A 17,855-nucleotide genomic window follows, 5' to 3' on the forward strand; every position below is an offset into this window, starting at 1 on the left:
CCCTTCCCCGTGGTGTTCGTCCCGCGATAAGATGGCGTCTAGTGCCGCCGCCCGGGATTCGTCCACCCTCATCACGTCCGCCGGCCGGCCGCCCGGGGAACCCCCATGTCGAGTTTCAAGGTCCAGTGCCCGAGCTGCGAGGCTCAGGTTCTCATCAAGAACCCCAACCTCGTGGGCTCGAAGGTCGAGTGCCCGAAGTGCAAGTACCGGTTCAAGGTCGAGGCGCCGGCCGACGAGCCCGCGAAGGACGCGGGCAAGCCCGACAAGGCGGGCGCCAAGGCGGACAAGAAGGAGAAAGCCGCCAAGGAGAAGAAACCTAAGGCGGCCAAGGGGGGCAACAAGAAGCTCGTCGGCATCGGCCTCGCCGTCGGCGCCGTGGCACTGCTGGGCATCGGCGGCTACGTCATGTTCGGCACCGACGACAAGCCGAAGGGCACCACCACCGTAAATCCGCCCAGCCAGCCCCGCCCGGCCCCCCAACCGGACGGGTCGAACCCGAATCCGGAGGAAGGGAAGAAGGAGGACGAAGACCCCTCGAAGAAGCCGAAGGACAAGACGCCGGTCGTGCCGTCGGCCCCGCGGAGCGACAAGGAACCGACCAACCTCCTCCCCACGAAGTCGGTCGCCGTCTACAGGTTCGACATGGGCCGCCTCCGGGCCACCCCGGCCGGCGGCATGCTGCTGGACCCGGCCACCGCCGACATGGTGAAGTCGTCACTCGGCTTCGAACTCGCTGACATCGAGCACTATTACCATTGCTCGGTCGGTGACAAGGAGCGGTCGGCCGTCGGCCTCATCCGCCTCCGGTTGCCGGCCGACGAGAAGAAGCTCGCCGCCGGCATCGTCGGCGCCGGCGCCGGTAAGGTCGTCGGCGGCAAGACGCTCATGCCGGTGAAGAACAACCCGCTGATGTCCGCGGCCGGGAACGCCCTCGCCGCCCGCACCCTCTTCGCCGACGTGTACACCACGCCGCCCGCCCAGCCAGCCAAGCCCGGGGCCTTCGGGGTTTGCGTCTACGACACCCAGCACGTCCTCGTCGGCGAGTTCGCCGCGATCGAGAGCCACCTCGCCGGGCTGAGGAACGGGTATCCGGAGTTTCAGACGGAAGTGAACAAGGAAGCCCCGCCGCCGGAGCCCGAGAAGAAGGACGGCATGCCGGACACGCCGACGCCGAAGGCCGCCCCGCCGGCGGTAGCGTCGTCGGCGAAGGCGTTCACCACGAACCCGCGCTACCTGACGCTCGACCCGAAGCTTCGGCTCGTGCTGCTGACGATGCTGGAGGACCGCACCGGCGAGCCGCCGTTCGCACTGGCCGAGCGGTTCGACGAGGCGCAGTACCCGCGGAAGGGCGTGAAGAAGGAATACGCCCCGATCGCCGCCGCCGTTGACCCGGTGCTGACGCGGACCGAGCACGTCGGAATGAACCTCGTGGCGTTCACCCCGCAGCAACTGGTGGCGAACGTGCGCTTCTTCACGAAGTCCGCGTCCGACGCCCGGCTCGTCGCGCTGGAGAAGCTGACCCCGACGCTCGGCGAGGGGTTACCGCTGGTGTCGCTGCTGCTTCAGACCCACGTCGAGTTCCGCAACATGGCCGACCCCAACTACGCGCCGACGGGTGTCCCGGGCACCAACCCGGAGGGCGGCCCGATGGGGTCGAGCACCACGCCGATGGGGCGGCCGTTGCCGGGAGCGAGCGGCCCGCCGTCGTCGAGCAGTTCGCCGGGGCCGATGGGGCCGCCGCTGACGAGCGGCCCGCCCGGCGTGATCGGCCCGCCCCCGGGCTTCGGCCCGATGGCGAGTTCGTCCGGCCAGATGCCGGGGCCGATGTCGCCGACGGGGCCGAACCAGCCCACCCAGGCCAAACAAGCCCCGTCGTTCGTGGCGCTGCGGCTCCTCGACGAGTCGGTGCTCGTTACGGTGGACATCACCTGGCCCGACGAGGTGTTCTACCGCCTGCTCGGCCCCCGGCTGCTGGGCTACGCCAACCAGCTGAAGGGTAAGGCGGCCGTGTACTCGGGTACCGAAACGTGGCACGCACTCGGCCGGGCCGTGAAGCGATACGGCACCGAGCGGAAGGAACTGCCGCCGGGAACCGTCCCGGTGAGCCGCCCGAACGACCACGACACCCGCCTCGGCGTCGCCTACCCGCCGGCGCAGCGGGTCAGCTTCTACGTCGAGCTCCTGCCGGCGCTCGGCCGCGGCGGACTGCGGCAGCTCATCGACCCGTCGCTCGGCTGGCTCAGCAACCAGAATGCGGCGCAGGCCGGGTCCTGGGTACCGGAGTTGTTAGTCAGTTACTACCCGCAGTCGGCGTGGCGGGCGACGTCGCCCCTGGCGCCGGACTTTACCTTCGGCGGCACCAACTTCGTGGCCGTGGCCGGTGTCGGCCACGACGCCCCGCGCTACAACCCGAAGACGAACGCCAAGCAGGCGGGTGTCACCGGATACGATTGGGGTTCGAAGCTCGCCGACATTACCGACGGACCGGAGAACACGATCTACCTGTTGCAGACGCCCCCGGGCGCACCCCGGCCGTGGGCCGCCGGTGGCGGCGCAACGGTAGTCGGGCTCGACCCAACCAACCCGATGGCGGCGTTCAAGCACGCGCGGCCGGACGGGAAGGAGGGCACGTACGCGGTAATGGCCGACGGCACTGTGCGATGGCTGCCGGCGGATATAAAGCCTGAACACCTGCTTGCAATGGCGACTCGGGCTGGCGGCGAAAAGCTGCCGAACCTGGAGGAGATCGCCCCGCGCGTTTTGTCCGCCGGTGCGAAGGCCGAGCTGACGGCGACCGCTCCCTCAGCCCCGATCCCAAAGTCGGACGCACCCCTGCCGGCGACGCTGCCTACGGCCCCGCCGCCGACGCCGAAGGTGCCTGCGGCGAAGGACTGAAGCGAGCACCGGGCCTCGGGAAAAACCCTTGCCGCCCGGTGGCGTCGAGCCTAAGATTCTTCTTCGTTGGGGACGTAGCTCAATTGGTTAGAGTACCGGACTGTCGATCCGGTGGTTGCGGGTTCGAGTCCCGTCGTCCTCGCTGATCGTAAGTCCTTCGCCGAACAGCCCTTGCTGTTACCCTCCCGGTGGTCGGGAGGTGCGGCCGGTGGAAGTAGTAACCCGGTAGTCTACCGGGTTCCTCCGACCCTGGGCCGTCTATGTCCCGTCGATCAACGCCCCCCTCGCTCCGCCGCCACAAGCCCAGCCGCCAGGGCGTCGTGACCCTCGGCGGCCGCGACCACTACCTCGGCCACTGGCCCGACGGCCAACTCACGCCCCCCGACCTGATCCGCGCCGCCTATGACGCCCTCGTCGCCGAGTGGCTCGCCGCGGGCCGGCCCGCGGCTGCCGCGCCGCGGCTGACGGTGGCCGAGCTGATCCTCCGGTTCTGGGACGGGCATGCCGTCCACCACTACCGCCACCCGGACGGGACCCCGACCAGCGAGCTGGCCGACTTCCGCCTCTCCCTCCGCCCGTTGCGGCGGCTCTTCGCCGACCTCCCGGCGGCCGACTTCTCGCCGCTCAAGCTCAAGGCGCTCCGCCAGTCGCTGATCGACGCGGGGCTCAGCCGCGGCGTCATCAACCAGCGGGTCGGGCGGGTCCGCCGGGTGTTCCGGTGGGCGGTGTCCGATGAGCTCGTCCCCGAGCCGGTGTACCGAGCCCTGATGGCCGTCGAGGGGTTGAAGGCCGGGCGGTCGGCGGCCCGCGAGCTGCCGCCGGTGCGGCCCGTGCCGGACGCCGACGTCGAGGCCGCCCTCCCCTTCCTGTCGCTACCTCTGCAAGCGCTGGTCCGGGTCCAGCGCCTCACCGGGATGCGGCCCGGGGAAGCGGCCCGGATGCGAGCCGGCGATCTCGACACGGCGGGCGAGCTCTGGACTTACCGCCCGCGGCGGCACAAAACGTCGTGGCGGGGGAGGGAGCGGCTCGTGCTCGTCGGGCCGAAGGCTCAGGCGGTGCTACGCGACGTGCTCCCGTCCGACCCCGAGGCCTACGTGTTCAGCCCGAAGGCCGGCCGCGAGGCGTGGTACGCGGCGCGGCGGGCGGCCCGGAAGTCGAAGGTGCCGCCCAGCCAGGCGTGCCGACGGAAGGCCGCCCCGAAGCGCCAGCCGGGGGCGTTCTACACCCGCCACGCGTACGCGGCGGCGGTCGCCCGGGCGTGCGGGAAGGCGGGCGTGACCAGGTGGCACCCCAACCAACTCCGACACACCCGGGCGACCGAAGTCCGCGGGACGTTCGGCCTCGAGGCGGCTCAGGTCGTACTCGGACACGCAAAGCTGAGCGTGACCGAGGTGTATGCCGCGCGCGACGCGGCGCTGGCCGCACAAGTCGCGGCCGCAACGGGGTGACTGAGTCCTACCACTGACCGCGAGTGTCAAGTACCGCCATGTCACCACTGACGAACGCGGCGGGGGGGCGAGCTATCCCGCTCGACCCGCCCGTCCATCCCGCCCTGCCGCGCGAATTAGAAGCCCTCCCCCCGCACATCCGAAAGCGGCCGGAAAGTCCGTGGCGGCGGTCCGTTGAGGACGCGTGGGACTTAATATGCCAGCTCGTTCAGGCCACGCGCCTCGCACAGTCGCTGTACACTTGCGTCCTGAAAGGTCAGATACTCGCGGACGCCGATGTGAAATTTATCGACGACCAATACAGTGACACTTGTCTGAACGAATGGAACCGCGTCCTCCGACACCTTGCGGGGGTTCGGATCCGGCAGCGTCATGCGACGGCAGCCTCTCCACCCGGCCAGTTCCCCGTAACCGACCTCGTTCTCGCGAATTTGAGTGTTTACAAGCTTTGTACCGATCCTGTCGCCGGGCTTCGGAGTATCGACATTCCGGTCAACAGTCTGCCGCTCCCGAGTGGGGTGAATGTTCCGGCTGAAGATCAGGAAGATCAGTGCTTGGAGTCGGGATGGGACCCGGCGCAAGGCGTTTACCCGCTGGTTTTACAAACTCCGGCCGATTGGACGGCGGCTCTGGAACAGGAACCCGGTGCATTCGACCCCCTGTGCAAGTGCTTCCGCACGGACTCCATGCGCCTTCTACTGGCGGCAACCCAATTACGCAACGAGCTGCGGCTAACACCATCGCGATTGATTCCCTCGCCTGTCGAAACAGTCCTCCCCGCCGGCGCAGCACTCGCCGCGGGGCTCTCGCCCGGGGACGCACCTTTGCCCGGGCCTGGCGTAACCTCCGGCGCCGAACGGCCGACGGCTCCCGAGGAGGTTGAAGCGGAAACCCAGCTGTTGAAGGTGGGTGATACCGATACAGTGCGTGGGCGAGCGGCCGTTTCCATCGGGGGAAGACACGTGGCGGAGGTGAGTGAGCAGCAAGCCGAGTTTCTCCGCCTCCTACTTGACGCCGGGGACGATTACCAGGAAATTGCCTCGCTTCAGCGAGGAAACGACGTGATTCAAGGCGCCCATTCGACTCGGATGCACAGAACCTTGCCCCCGCCGATCCGGGATTGCCTCGAGCGGAGGGGTGACAGGGGGCCGTGGCGAGTCAAATCCGTTTACCGCCCCCGTCACTGACACCGAAGCGGTTCGGGGCTCCGCCCGACAGAATCGAGATCCCCGCGATTCCCGGCTGGGCCGGCGGTCGAGGTCGGTCACTTCTGAAGCGAGTCGGCGGGGCGGCTCGCACTGTCACATCCGCCCCGCGCCCGGGCCACCGGATCGCGTCGTACGCCCCGGCACGACGCCGTATTGCTTCCGGCCGGCCGGGCCGTGACATCGCTGTCAATGAATTGACACAATTCGTCATTTGATTGACGACCTAGCCGCGCCAAGAATTTCGTCCGCTGGGCGAGCATCGTGCACGCCCGTGCGGAGGCGTGCGGTGATCGACATCCGCTCCGAATCTCTTCTCTCGCTCGCGGCGGCCGGTCGCCACCTGGCCGCGATCCAGGGCGGCCGGCCACCCCGGCCCTCGACCTTCTACCGCTGGGCGACCCGCGGCCTCCGCGGCCACCGGCTGGAGGTCATTCGCTGCGGGGGCCGCGTCGCGACCTCGGTGGAAGCGCTGCAGCGGTTCTTCGACGCCTTGACGGCCGCGGCGCCCGCGCCCCCGATTCACCCCCCCGCCGCGACTCCCGACGCGACGCTGTCCGAACTTGACCGGCTCGGGATCTGACCCGTCGGGGCTCACCCGCTTGGACAAACTCAACCTAGAGGATCTCATGACCGTCCACGCCACTACGACCGCCGCCGCCGCACTGCCGCCGCCGCCCGACCCGTTCGACGTGACCCGGCTGGCGCTCCCCGACGACTCCGACGCCGACCTCGGCGTGCGGGAGCTGCTGGTGTCCGTGCCGTTCCGGAAGCCGAGCAAGGAACAGTTCTTCCGGGTCCACCCGGACCCCGCCTACCGGTGCGTCGGCGGGCTGATCGAGCTGAAGGACGACGACGCGGAGTCGTTCTGGGTGGACCGGTCCCTCTGGCCCGCGCTGGCCGACGAGCCGACGTTCACCCGCCGGCAGGTGGTGACGGCCGTCACGCGCGGCGGTCTGGTGTTCGTGTGGGGGCTGCGGATGCCTGGCCCCGACGGGAAGATTCCGGACTGGGTGAGCATCCCCCAGGAGGCGGCGCGGGTGGCGGCCGGGCAATGGACGAAACTCTACTGGGATCAGACGCAGAGGCGCCACCGGATCAGGGTGTCCGAGCACATGACCGACGCGCCGACCTGGCCCGAGCTCCCGTTCCCGGAGTTGCTCCGCCTGGCGTTCAAGGACCGCACCGTGACGAGCCTCGAGCACCCCGTGCTCAAGAAACTCCGGGGGGAGGTCTGAGCCGACAGACCCGTACCGCTGTTTTCCACGGTTTGACCCGGGTGCGAGGCGGGGTTGGTGCCGAGCGACTTGCCACGGCCCCCCCTCCGACAGCTTGGGACCGGAACCGGTGCGGAGGCGGAATCCATGTACGCAGCCACGGCCCGGAGAGTGACCATGAAGTCGATCACGTTCAACGAGACGACGTATACGTGCCCGTTCCTCGACGTGATGCCCCCTCTGGCCGCCGAGGAGCGGGCCGAGCTGAAAGCCGACATCGCTTCCAACGGGATCACCTACCCCGTGATCGTCACCGAGGAGCACGAGGTGATCGACGGGCATAACCGGCTGGAGATCGCCACCGAGCTTGGACTGACTGCCGTGCCCGTGACGGTGCTCACCGGGTTGTCCGGGGCCCAGAAGCGGGTGCGAGCGGTAGACCTGAACCTCCACCGCCGCCACCTGACCCGCGACCGGAAGCGTGAGGTGATCGCCCACCGGCTGAGGAACGACCCGGGCCGCTCGAATCGGGACATCGCCGCGGAGGTGAAAGCGGACGGGAAGACCGTCGCCGCCGTGCGGGGCGCCCTGGAGGCTACTGCGGAAATTCCGCGGTTGGCCGCGACCCGCGGCCGGGACGGGAAAACGCGGTCGCGGCCCGGGCCGCAGGCGCGCGACATCGCGGCCGCGGCCCGCAAGCACAAGGCCGAGGAAGCGGCCCCGGCGGCGGCGGCCCGACCCCACGCCGAGAATCCCGGCGCGGGGGCGGCCCGCTGGTCGGAGTTGCAGGACATCGCCCGGAGCGCGATGACGTGGGTGGCGGCGCTGTCGCGGCTGGGCCGTGCGAGAGCGGCCGACCGCGACCCCGGCAGGGTGAGCGGCGCGGCGGACCGGCTGCAGCGGGTCGTGGACGAACTGCGGCTGTTTGTGGACCGTTACACGGCCGGCACCGCGGCACCCGCACCCCCCGGCGGCGGCACGACGCAGACGCCCACCACCGGGGCGGCGGAGAAAACCCGAGGGGAGGTCTGACGGGTGGACGCACTCTGCTGCTTCCGCGAGGTGTGGTGCGCGGACTTCGAGTTCCACGCCCCGCCCGGCCACCGGCCGGCACCGCTGTGCGTCTGCGCCCGGGAACTCCGGTCCGGCCGGGCGGTCCGGGTGTGGCTCACCGACGACGCGCCGGCCGCGCCGCCGTTCCCCACCAACGCCGGGGCGGTGTTCGTCGCGTACTACGCAAGCGCCGAACTCGGGTGCTTCCTGGCGCTGGGCTGGCCGCTCCCGGCCCGGGTGCTCGACCTGTACGCCGAGTTCCGGCTCCTGACGAACGGCGCCCCGACCCCCCACGGGTCCGGGCTGCTCGGGGCGCTGGCTCACTTCCGGCTCGACGGGCTGGCGGCGGGCGAGAAGGACGAGCTGCGGGCGCTGGCGATCCGCGGCGGGCCGTTCACCCCTGCCGAGCAAGCCGCGCTGCTCGACTACTGCGAGGCGGACGTGGACGCGCTGGCTCGACTCCTTCCGCGGATGGCCCCGCGGCTCGACCTCCCGCGGGCGCTGCTCCGCGGCCGGTACATGACCGCCGCCGCGCGGATGGAGTGGGCCGGGGTTCCGATCGACGCGGCGGCGCTGGCCGCACTCCGCGAACACTGGGGCGGGATCAAGGACCGACTCGTCCGCGCGGTCGATACCGACTACCGGGTGTTCGCCCCGACCGGCCGCCGGCTCGACCCGGCCAGCCGGTTCGGCGCCTCGGTCATCGACGCGGCCCGCCAGTGGGGGCTCGACCCGGACGCCTTGGCCGCCGCCGCCGCCGACCACCACCGGGAGGAGGTCGAGTCGACCGCCGGCCGGCTGGCCGCGGTCCGCGCCGCTCGCTCCGCCACCGGGCTCACATCGGCGCGGGTCGGCCGGCTGCTCGACGCCGGGCGCGACTACCTCGACGTGCCGGGGCTCGACGTGGCGGCGCGAGAACTCGCCGGCGAGCTGCCCGCCCTCGGCATCGGCCCCGGGTACGACCCGGATGGAGTAGACGACGACTACACGCCGAAGCTCTGGGGCGTGCTGACCGAACCCGACCCGGCCCCCCGCCCGCGGCACGACCCGGGGCTGATCCGCGACGCGGCGGACCGACTCGGTCCCCGCGACGGCACCGAACGGCCGCCCGGTCCACTGTCGTTCTCGGCCGACCGGTGGGCGCGGTATCTCGCGCGGCACCGCATCCCCTGGCCCCGGCTCCCGTCCGGGGCGCTCGACTTGAAGGACGACACGTTCCGCGAGATGGCGAAGCGGTTTCCTGCTGAGGTCGGACCGATCCGCGACCTCCGGCACGCCCTCGGCGAGTTCCGGCTCAACGAGTTGGCCGTCGGCCCCGACGGGCGGAACCGGTGCCTCCTGTCCGCGTTCCGCTCCCGGACCGGGCGGAACCAGCCTTCGAACTCGGCGTTCATCTTTGGCCCGGCCGCGTGGCTGCGGTCTCTGATCCGACCCGGCCCGGGGCGGGCTGTGGTGTACGTCGATTGGTCGCAACAGGAACTCGCCATCGCCGCGGCGCTGTCGGCCGACCCGCGGATGATGGAGGCGTACCAGAGCGGCGACTTCTACACGACGTTCGCCCGGATGGCCGGCGCGATCCCGGCGGACGCCACGAAGCACACCCACCCGGCCGAGCGGGAGGCGTTCAAGGTGGTGAGCCTCGGCGTCCTCTACGGGCTGTCGGCTGAGGGGCTGGCCCGGCGACTCGGCGCCCCCCGCGGCCGCGGGGTCGAGCTGCTCGAGCTCCACCGCCGGACGTTCCGCCGGTTCTGGGAGTGGTCGGATTCGCTCGAGGAGCGGGCACTCCTCACCGGCCGGCTGCGGACCCGGTTCGGGTGGGCGATCAGCGTTCCCGGCGGGCTCGACCCGGTCTCCGGCCGCCCGCTCGCCAACCCCCGGAGTCTGCGCAACTGGCCGATGCAGGCGCACGGCGCGGAGATGATGCGGCTGGCCGCGTGTCTGGCCACCGAGCGCGGGCTGGCGGTGTGCTGCCCGGTTCACGACGCCTTCCTGATCGAGGCGCCGGCCGACCGGGCCGAGGAGGAAACGGAGCGGATGCGCGACGCCATGCGGGAGGCGTCCGAGCTCGTCCTCCCCGGCTTCCCGCTGCGGACGGACGCGAAGATCGTGCGGCACCCCGACCGGTGGACGGACCCGCGCGGGGCGCGGACGTGGGGGCTGGTGTACGGGCTCCTGGCCGAGCTCGGCGTGGACCCGACCCGTACCACCGGTGACACCGGACCCGTACCACCGGCGGCACCCCCGCCCAGTGTTATTTCTGAGTTCTCTTGTCTTCCCCTGTAGGAGGCGGAGGAATGACCGATGCCCGACCCGTTCGACCCGGCCCGGCTCGACCCGGCCGACTTCCCGCCGCCCACCACGCCGCCGCGCCCGCGGCCCGGGGTGAAGTTCCTCCGCGGGCCGATCCCGATGGACTGGCTGACGGCGGCCGCGGCGCTCCCCGGTCGCGCGCTGGCGGTGGGGCTGGTGGTCTGGTTCCTGGCCGGGTGCGAACGGCGGCGGACGGTCGCCGCGACCCTCAGCCGGCTGGCGGCACTCGGCGCCGGGACGCGGGCGGCGGCGCGGCGGGGGCTGGCGGCGCTGGAGGCGGCCGGGCTGGTGGCGGTGGAGCGGCACCCCGGCCGGTCGCCGGTGGTGACGATCCTCGACGCGCCGGGCTGAACGACCGGCAACGGCGGTTCGTGGCCGAGTACCTCACCGACCCGAACGCGGCCCGCGCCTACCGCACCGCCTACGCGCCGCCCGCACCCGCCACCGCGGCGGCGAACGGCTCGCGGCTGCTGAGCAATGTCGGGGTCCCTAGGGGAGTGGCGGACGGTCACGCCACTTGTCGCGGCTGGCGGTGGCGACCCGACGGCGCGTCTTGGAGGAGATCGCCGCGGTCACGTTCTCCGACCTGTCGGACCTGTTCGACACAGCCGGTCCCGGGCTCCGGCTGCTGCCGATGGGCCGGATCCGCCCACTGCCCGCAGGACCGGCCACCCGTCCGGGTGCGGGTCGAGCCGAACGGGACGGCCTGGGATCTCGAAGTGATGTTCCGCAACAACGGGCGGCGCTGCCCTCCTGGCCAAGCTGCTTGGTATGAAACCACGGCGCGCCGCCCGCCACATACCGCATCGAAAGGCGAAGGCATGACGACCGAGCGCAGGCTGGCGGCGCACAAGACGGACGCGGCCCCGAGTGCCGCCAGGCCGGACCGCTGGACCACTGACGGCCGTGCCGACTCGCTCGACCGGTGGGCGGCCGACCCGCTTTTCGCCCTCTGACGCCCTGGGCCGCCCCGCCGCCGCACCAGCGCCGGCGGCCGAATCTCGTTGCGGCACGGGACCACCCGCCGTCGCGACGCGGAAATTCCACCGCCGGCTGGCGGACTCGGGCGGGGATGGTGCACACTCGTTGGGGTCACCCGGGGAGGAACGAGGATGGCGATCGTGACGGTACCGCACGAGAGGGGTCCGACGGCGGTGGTGCTCTGCGACGCCTGCGACCGGCTGATCGGGGACGCGGCCGACGGGGTGGCGGTGTACGAGCAGAACGGGCCGTACGGCGACGTCGGCCGGGTCCGGCACGCTCACCGCGCCGGCCGGTGTCTGGCCGTCGTGGGGCGGGGGCTGGTGGGCCCGGACGGGCCGCCGGCCGTTCACGCGCTGGACGTCCACCTGGCTGTCCTGGCGTTCAACCACGCGCTCCACCCCGAGGACCTCGGCCCGGTGCTGGACCGCGAGTTCCGGGCGCCCGGGAGCGGGTCGAATCCGACGGCCGGTGACGACCCGGGGCGTTCTGGGGAGTGAGACCGAGACCCCGGGCGCCGAACGCTTCCGCTACGGCGGCGCCTCCGGGTCCTCCGTCCGGGGTTAACCGGACAATGTGACGCCGCGGGGGTGGTTCGGGCCCGCGCCGGAGTCACGCTGCACTGGCCGTGGCCGTATCTCGGCGGTGGAGGCCGTTCTTCCGGCCCTCAGCGCCGGAGGCCGAGAGCCAGCCGGACGAGGCCAGCGTGCCACGGCCGCAGGGGGAGCCGACTCGTTGGGCCAGCGTGCCACGGCCGCCGGGGGAGCCGACTCGTTGGGCCAGCGTGCCACGGCCGCCGGGGGAGCCGACTCGTTGGGTTCGTTTCGCCGACTCCGCCCGTACCTCGTACACGCCGCGGACTGTTGCGTTCTCCAAAAGTGCGTCGAGTCCCGCCCAGTCTGCCGTCGGAAACGCCAGATCCGGGCAGATCGACGCCGTTCTGCTGACCGTAACCACCCCGCCGCGTCGGTGCCGCTCGCGGTGTTCGGCGGTGGGTTCGTTTCGCGAAGTCCACGCGGTCACCAACCGGGTGCAGGTGCGGCCGTCCGACCGGCCGTGGTACACTCGCCGTCACTCCAGGAGCCCGCCATGGTGTCCCCCGCCCGCCTCGCCGCCAACCGCGCCAACGCCCGCCGGTCGACCGGCCCCCGCACCCCCGCCGGCAAGGCCGCGTCCGCCCGCAACGCCGTCCGCCACGGCCTGTACGCCGCCGCCGCCCTGCTCCCCGCCCTCGGCGAGACGGCCGCGGACTGGGACGACTTCCGGGCGGCGGTGGCCCGGTCCCTCCGGCCCGAGGGCGCCGCCGAGGCGGCGACGGCCGAGCGGGTGGCGTGGGTGCTGTACCGCCAGCGGCGGCTCGCGGCCCTGGCGACCGGCCCCGCCCCGGCGGCGCTGCCCCCCGACCCGGACACGATCACCGGCGAGGGGGTTGATCACTTCATCCCGGTCAGCCCGGCCGCCCCGCCGGCCGCGCGACTGGTCCACGCCCGCGCCGCACTCGCGGGGCAGCGGGCGGCGGCCGCCGCCGACCGGGCGGTGGCGGCCGCCCTGGCCGGGGCGGACGTCGAGCTCACCCTCGGGGCGGTGGTGACGGCGACCCGGGAGGCGGGCGAGTTGCTCGGCTGGCGGATCCAGCAGAAGCCGGACCCGTGGGTCGGGGTGCTCGCCGGGCTGGGGGTCGAGGTGGCCACGCCCATCGCGGCCGAGTGGACGGCGGACCTGCTGCGCCGGGTAGTCGGCCGGGCCGGCGGGTGCGAGGGCCGCGACCCGCCGGTGTTCCTGGCCGACGTGCGGGCCGCGGTCCTGGCCGGCACCGAGGCCCGCGGCGGGAGGGTCCGCGGCCTGGAGGCGACGGAGGCGGCGCTCGTGGCCGAACTGCGGACGGCACGGGGGCGGGCCGTGGCGGACGCGCTGCTGGCCGCCGGCGGGCTCGGGGAGCGGGCGGACCGGGCCGAGGCCCACCTGTCGCGGGAACTCGACCGGGCCCTCGCCCAGCTCGCCCGGCTCCGGGGCCTGCGGCCACAGCCGACGCACCCGCGGCCGAGCCACCCGGTCGAGGACGTCGGGTTCGTGTTGCGGCGGGCCGGACTGGTGGGTTGAGGCAATGAAGCGTCCGGGCGGGCGGGGTTCCGAAGCGCGGTGGTCGTCGCGGGTCGCGTCCGGCCGCAATGCCGAGATGGGCGCCTGCGCGGGTGAACCCCGATTTCCGGCGCGTCAACGCCTCGGGCAGTCAGGTGCGGCAACCCTTCAGTCGACACGCCACCCGACGGCTTGCCTGGCCGAACCCATGAGGCGCGGGGGTCGCCACCGAGCGGCCGATCGTCCTGGCTCCGCTCCGCCCCGGGTCGAGGAGAGCGGCGCGAGGCGGGGCATCGGTCGATCGCCGAATATCGGCGTCGGCCGGTCGGCGTGTGCGGCAACGGTGACGGCAGTTGATCGTCGACGGGGTTGTGGTAGTTGTGAAGTGTCGACGGGCCGCACCCCCCGCCCTCCCCACTCTCGCCCGCGACCGATCTTCCGGCCGTCGATTCGCGGGGAGCGCCGCTGCGCGGCACGCCAAAACCATTTCCGGAGTGCCTCCCTACCTAGGCGGTGTCACCCGTGCGGTGTGCGCTCAGTCGCCGGCGCCCGGCCGCCGTGTGCATTCTGGCGATTTTCGGAGTGACAGGCGAAGCGGACGAGGGCACCCGGCCCATTTCGTCCTATTCTCGTATCGGCTTTCGCTTCTGACATTGTTTCGCGGTGTCGGGCGTGTTCTCATTGCTCGTCTGCGGCGAGCGGCAGGGAGGTCGGTCTACTCCCCTGCACACAACCGATCGGGCACCCCCGGTACCCGTCCGTCACCGCCGAACCCACTGGAGGGCGACCCGGCACGGCCCGAACGTCACCACACTTCGCATGACCTTTTACGCCCACTCCGCCCGGGACACGGCCGGCCGCCCGGCCCCGGCCCTGTTCCAGCTTCTCGCCGAACACCTCCGAAGCGTGGCCGCGGCGGCACGGGCCCGGGCGGTCGCGACCCGCATGCCCGGCCTCGCCGCCCACGCCGCCGCCGCCGGGCTACTCCACGACCTGGGCAAGTACCGGCCCGGCTTCCAGCGCTACATCCACCCGGACTACCCCGACCCGCCGCTGCCGGACCGGCTCCACAAGGAGGCCGGCGCGGCGCGGGCGGCGGCGGCGAAGTGCGGGGCCGTTGCGTTCGCCATTTTCGGGCACCACGGTGGCCTGCCGGACCTGGCGGACCTGCAATCCGGCTTCAAGTCGCCGGCCGCCGACTGGCAGGCGGTGTGGGCCGCCGCCGTCGCCGACCTGCCGGACCTCGCGACCGCGCTCGACGGGCTGCCGCCGGTGCCGCGCGAGTTCGCCGCCGACCTGTTCGCCCGCGTGCTGTTCGCCTGCCTCGTCGATGCCGACTGGGCCGACACGACCCGCCACGAGCAGCAGACGAAGGGCTACTCAGCCGACCCGGCTCCGCCGCCGCTCGCACCCGAGAAGAGGTGGAAGCACGTCGAAGCGCACCTCGCCGGCCTCGCCGCCCGGCCGCTCGAACCGCACGTCAAGGCGGCCCGCGCCACGGTTCTGGCGGCGTGTCTGGCGGCGGCTGAGAAACCGCCCGGGCTGTTCTCACTGACCGTTCCGACCGGCGGCGGCAAGACGCTCGCGGCCCTCGCGTTCGCCCTGAAGCACGCCGAGCGGAACCACCTCCGGCGGGTGATCTACGTCGCCCCGTACACGACCATCCTGGAGCAGAATGCCGACGTGATCCGCGAGGCGCTCGGCGTCAGCCGGCACGACGCGGCGGTGCTGGAGCACCACAGCCTGGCCGAGCCACCGGGCGACGCCGACACGGCGGAGACGCGGCGCGAGGCGGCCGCCCGCCGGGCCGAGAACTGGGACGCGCCGGTGGTGGTGACCACGAACGTGCAGTTCTTCGAGAGCCTGTTCAGTAACAAACCGGGCCGCTGCCGCAAGCTCCACAACGTCGCCGGCAGCGTGGTCGTGCTGGACGAGTGCCAGTCGCTGCCGCCGGGCCTGGTGGCGCCGACGTGCGGGATGCTGAAGCAGCTCACCGCCCCCGTCGGCGAGGGCGGGCTCGGCTGCACCGTCGTGCTGTGTACCGCCACGCAGCCGGCGTTCGACCACGACCTGTTGAAGGCCGACGAGCGGCTCACGGCCGAGGAGATCATCCCGGGGGACGCGAACCTGTTCACGTCGCTGAAGCGCGTGGACGTGGTGTGGCCGAAGCGCGACGACCCGAAGCTGTCGTGGGCGGAGGTGGCGGAACGGATGCGCGACGCGGGCTCGGCGCTGTGCGTGGTGAACACGAAGAAGGCGGCGCGGGCGGTGTTCGCGGAGTTGGCAGCGAAGCGTACGCCGGGGGCGTTCCACCTGTCGACGGGGATGTGCCCGCAGCACCGCCGCGAGAAGCTGGCGCAGGTGCGCGGGCTGCTGGACGCCAAGGCGCCGTGCTTCGTGGTGTCCACGCAACTGATCGAGGCCGGTGTGGACGTCGACTTCCCGTTCCTGATGCGCGAGATGGGGCCGCTGGAGTCGGTGATCCAGGCCGCCGGCCGCTGCAACCGCGAGGGAAAGCGGCCGTGGGCGGAGAGCAAGGTGGTCGTGTTCCGCAGCGCGGAAGGCACGATCCCCGGCGGGTGGTACACGGCCGGCCGCGACAAACTGGAGCAGATCATCGCGGCGAACGGCGACGGCCCGCGGGTGGACGACCCCGACACGATCACCGACTACTTCCGCCGGCTGTACTTCACGGGCGGCCCCGGGGCGCTGGACGCGCCGGGCGTCCTCGAACTGCGGCGGGCGTGGAAGTTCCGGGCCGCGGCGGAGGCGTACAAGCTCATCGACGACGCCGGGCAGCCGGTGGTGGTGCGGGCGTGGAAGTCGCACGAGGCGGAAATCGCGGCGCTGCTGGTCGAACTCGAGTCGGCGCCGCGGAAGTCTACGTACCGGGCGCTGGCGCGGTTTCAGGTGAACCTGCTGCCGTCGAAGATGGCGAAGCTGGGGCACTTGTACCACGAGGGGCCGGGCAAGGTGCTGGTCTGGGACGGCGAATACGACGAGGATGCCGGAATCGTCGAGGAAATGGCCGACGTGTTCGTCCTGTAACCGAGGAGCCGCGGATGCTACCGCCAACAGTCGCGGTGAAGGTGTGGGGCGAGTTCGCCTTGTTCACGCGCCCGGAACTGTCCGTCGAGCGCATCTCCTACCCGGTGATGACGCCGTCGGCCGCCCGCGGCGTGCTCGACGCCATCCTGTACAAGCCGCAGATGACGTGGCACGTCCGCCGCATCACCGTCCTGAAGCCGCGTTTCCCGGCCGGCTTCCCCGCGGCCGAGGCCCGACAGCACTACCGCATGATCGGCGTCCGCCGCAACGAAATCCAGGGCACCATCCCGCCGCGCACCGTCGAGGGCTGGATGAAGGCGCCCGACACGTTCGAGCCGTACCTCGTCGATTCTGCTGGCCGTGAGGGAGCACAGGGGCAGAACCGCACCCAGCGGAACAGCCGGATGCTGCACCACGTCGCCTACCAGATCGACGCCAGCCCCAAACTCACCGACCGGGCCAACCGCCCGCGCACCCGCCCCGAGGACACCGACGAGGAACACGGCCCGGACACGGTGGCGAAGTACGTCGGCATGTTCCAGCGGCGCGTCGAGAAGGGGCAGTGCTTCCACCGCCCGTACCTCGGCGTCCGCGAGTTAGCCGCGCACTTCGCCCCGCCCGACGGCAGCGAGGAACCGCTGACCGGGTGGACTGAGTCGCTCGGGTTCATGCTGTACGACCTGAAGTTCGCGGCCGACGGCACCCGCCGGCCGGGCTTCTTCGAGGCGAAGGTGACGACCGGTGATCAGCGACAGCACCGCTTCCCTCTTGGCGACAGTCAGTTCTCCGCCTGGATCGCCTGCTCCTCGGCACTCGTTACGTCGTCGCCTCGCCCGCGGTCTTCGCTCGTCGGTTCTTGGCCTGCTCGGCCCGGTAGCTCGGCACGTTCAACTCCACGATCACGCTGTGGTGTACCAATCGGTCGATCGCCGCCGCCGTCGTCATCGGATCCTTGAAGATCGACTCCCACCCCGAGAACGCCAGGTTGCTCGTCAGCAGCACGCTCCCCCGCTCGTACCGCTCCGCCAGCAGCGTGAACAGCACCTCCATCTCCTCCCGGCTCTGCTGCACGTACCCCAGGTCGTCCACCATCAGCACCGGGTATCCACCCAGACGCTTCAGCGCCTTCGGCAGCTTCAACTCCCGCTTCGCCAGCAGCAGTTCCTGGACCAGCAGGTTGCACGTCGTGAACAGCACCTTCCGCCCCGCACGCACCAGCTCCTGCGACACCGCACAACGTAAATGCGTCTTCCCCGAGCCGGGCGGCCCGAACACCAGCACGTTCTCCCGCCGGTCCACGAACCCGCCGTCGAGCAACGCCTTCGCCTGGTGCACCACCTTCGACGGCAGACGCTTCGTGTCCAGCGCCGACCAACTCTTCTCCAGCGGCAGCTTCGACGCCCGCAGCAACCGCCCGATCCGGTTCTCGCGGCGGTGGCTCACCTCGGCATCGGTCAGGCCCAGCAGGTACTGCTCGAACGTCTGCTCGTTCGCCCGCGCCGCACCCGCCGCCGCCGCGAACGTCCGCCGCATCGTCGGCAGGCCCAGGTCCTTCAGGTTCCCCGTCAACTGCTCGCCCTCGGTCATCGCCTTCGACATGGGAGGTGCCCTCCGTGGCA

General features: G+C 71.7%; 12 protein-coding genes, 1 tRNA gene and 2 pseudogenes. 14 read left to right on the forward strand and 1 reads right to left on the reverse strand.

Features of this window, described 5'->3' with window-relative positions:
• The first annotated feature begins 105 nt into the window (after window positions 1-105).
• The 14 genes and pseudogenes from ETAA1_RS15825 to cas5c form a co-directional block, all read left to right on the forward strand.
• Entirely contained in the window at window positions 106-2,895 is a 2,790-nt protein-coding gene (locus ETAA1_RS15825) for a DUF1559 family PulG-like putative transporter (protein ID WP_145240080.1), read from the forward strand.
• 68 nt (window positions 2,896-2,963) lie between these two features.
• A tRNA-Asp gene (locus tag ETAA1_RS15830) sits at window positions 2,964-3,037 on the forward strand.
• 118 nt (window positions 3,038-3,155) lie between these two features.
• Window positions 3,156-4,343: a tyrosine-type recombinase/integrase gene (locus ETAA1_RS15835; protein WP_145240082.1), complete on the forward strand. Its 1,188-nt coding sequence runs from the start codon at window positions 3,156-3,158 to the stop codon at window positions 4,341-4,343.
• 1,494 nt (window positions 4,344-5,837) lie between these two features.
• Window positions 5,838-6,131, forward strand: a complete 294-nt coding sequence (locus ETAA1_RS15840; protein WP_202920925.1) for a DUF1580 domain-containing protein — start codon at window positions 5,838-5,840, stop codon at window positions 6,129-6,131.
• A 46-nt stretch (window positions 6,132-6,177) separates the two neighbouring features.
• Window positions 6,178-6,786 carry a hypothetical protein gene (locus ETAA1_RS15845; protein WP_145240086.1) on the forward strand — a complete coding sequence of 203 codons (609 nt, stop codon included), beginning with the start codon at window positions 6,178-6,180 and terminating at the stop codon, window positions 6,784-6,786.
• A 156-nt stretch (window positions 6,787-6,942) separates the two neighbouring features.
• A complete protein-coding gene (locus ETAA1_RS15850) occupies window positions 6,943-7,797 on the forward strand; it encodes a ParB N-terminal domain-containing protein (protein WP_202920926.1) in 855 nt (284 codons plus the stop codon).
• 3 nt (window positions 7,798-7,800) lie between these two features.
• Window positions 7,801-10,101, forward strand: a complete 2,301-nt coding sequence (locus ETAA1_RS15855) for a DNA polymerase (protein ID WP_145240090.1) — start codon at window positions 7,801-7,803, stop codon at window positions 10,099-10,101.
• A gap of 18 nt (window positions 10,102-10,119) precedes the next feature.
• Window positions 10,120-10,479 (forward strand): hypothetical protein, encoded by a 360-nt coding sequence (locus ETAA1_RS31965; protein ID WP_202920927.1) that lies wholly within the window; start codon window positions 10,120-10,122, stop codon window positions 10,477-10,479.
• A gap of 20 nt (window positions 10,480-10,499) precedes the next feature.
• Window positions 10,500-10,556 (forward strand): annotated as a pseudogene (locus ETAA1_RS33840) (hypothetical protein); the annotation flags it as partial.
• Between the two features lie 393 nt (window positions 10,557-10,949).
• Window positions 10,950-11,084, forward strand: coding sequence for a hypothetical protein (locus ETAA1_RS33465; RefSeq protein ID WP_261342021.1), 135 nt, complete (start codon window positions 10,950-10,952; stop codon window positions 11,082-11,084).
• Window positions 11,085-11,240: 156 nt separating this feature from the next.
• Window positions 11,241-11,609, forward strand: coding sequence for a hypothetical protein (locus ETAA1_RS31970; protein WP_202920929.1), 369 nt, complete (start codon window positions 11,241-11,243; stop codon window positions 11,607-11,609).
• Between the two features lie 589 nt (window positions 11,610-12,198).
• Complete coding sequence (locus ETAA1_RS15870) at window positions 12,199-13,209, forward strand: hypothetical protein (RefSeq protein WP_145240096.1); 1,011 nt, start codon at window positions 12,199-12,201, stop codon at window positions 13,207-13,209.
• A gap of 798 nt (window positions 13,210-14,007) precedes the next feature.
• Entirely contained in the window at window positions 14,008-16,236 is a 2,229-nt protein-coding gene (gene cas3, locus ETAA1_RS15875; RefSeq protein WP_145240098.1) for a CRISPR-associated helicase Cas3', read from the forward strand.
• Between the two features lie 14 nt (window positions 16,237-16,250).
• Window positions 16,251-16,955, forward strand: a pseudogene (cas5c, locus tag ETAA1_RS32905) (type I-C CRISPR-associated protein Cas5c); the annotation flags it as partial.
• A gap of 97 nt (window positions 16,956-17,052) precedes the next feature.
• On the opposite strand, the gene istB reads toward cas5c, so the two are convergent.
• A complete protein-coding gene (gene istB / locus ETAA1_RS15885; RefSeq protein WP_202920930.1) occupies window positions 17,053-17,835 on the reverse strand; it encodes an IS21-like element helper ATPase IstB in 783 nt (260 codons plus the stop codon).
• Window positions 17,836-17,855: the final 20 nt, after the last annotated feature.

The organism is Urbifossiella limnaea, from assembly GCF_007747215.1.
GTDB lineage: Bacteria > Planctomycetota > Planctomycetia > Gemmatales > Gemmataceae > Urbifossiella > Urbifossiella limnaea.

Coding starts and splice junctions, on each gene's coding strand:
- ETAA1_RS15825 (WP_145240080.1), top strand. CDS start 106: ATGTCGAGTTTCAAGGTCCAGTGCCCGAGCTGCGAGGCTCAGGTTCTC.
- ETAA1_RS15835 (WP_145240082.1), top strand. CDS start 3,156: ATGTCCCGTCGATCAACGCCCCCCTCGCTCCGCCGCCACAAGCCCAGC.
- ETAA1_RS15845 (WP_145240086.1), top strand. CDS start 6,178: ATGACCGTCCACGCCACTACGACCGCCGCCGCCGCACTGCCGCCGCCG.
- ETAA1_RS15850 (WP_202920926.1), top strand. CDS start 6,943: ATGAAGTCGATCACGTTCAACGAGACGACGTATACGTGCCCGTTCCTC.
- ETAA1_RS31965 (WP_202920927.1), top strand. CDS start 10,120: ATGCCCGACCCGTTCGACCCGGCCCGGCTCGACCCGGCCGACTTCCCG.
- ETAA1_RS33465 (WP_261342021.1), top strand. CDS start 10,950: ATGACGACCGAGCGCAGGCTGGCGGCGCACAAGACGGACGCGGCCCCG.
- ETAA1_RS31970 (WP_202920929.1), top strand. CDS start 11,241: ATGGCGATCGTGACGGTACCGCACGAGAGGGGTCCGACGGCGGTGGTG.
- ETAA1_RS15870 (WP_145240096.1), top strand. CDS start 12,199: ATGGTGTCCCCCGCCCGCCTCGCCGCCAACCGCGCCAACGCCCGCCGG.
- cas3 (WP_145240098.1), top strand. CDS start 14,008: ATGACCTTTTACGCCCACTCCGCCCGGGACACGGCCGGCCGCCCGGCC.
- istB (WP_202920930.1), bottom strand. CDS start 17,835: ATGTCGAAGGCGATGACCGAGGGCGAGCAGTTGACGGGGAACCTGAAG.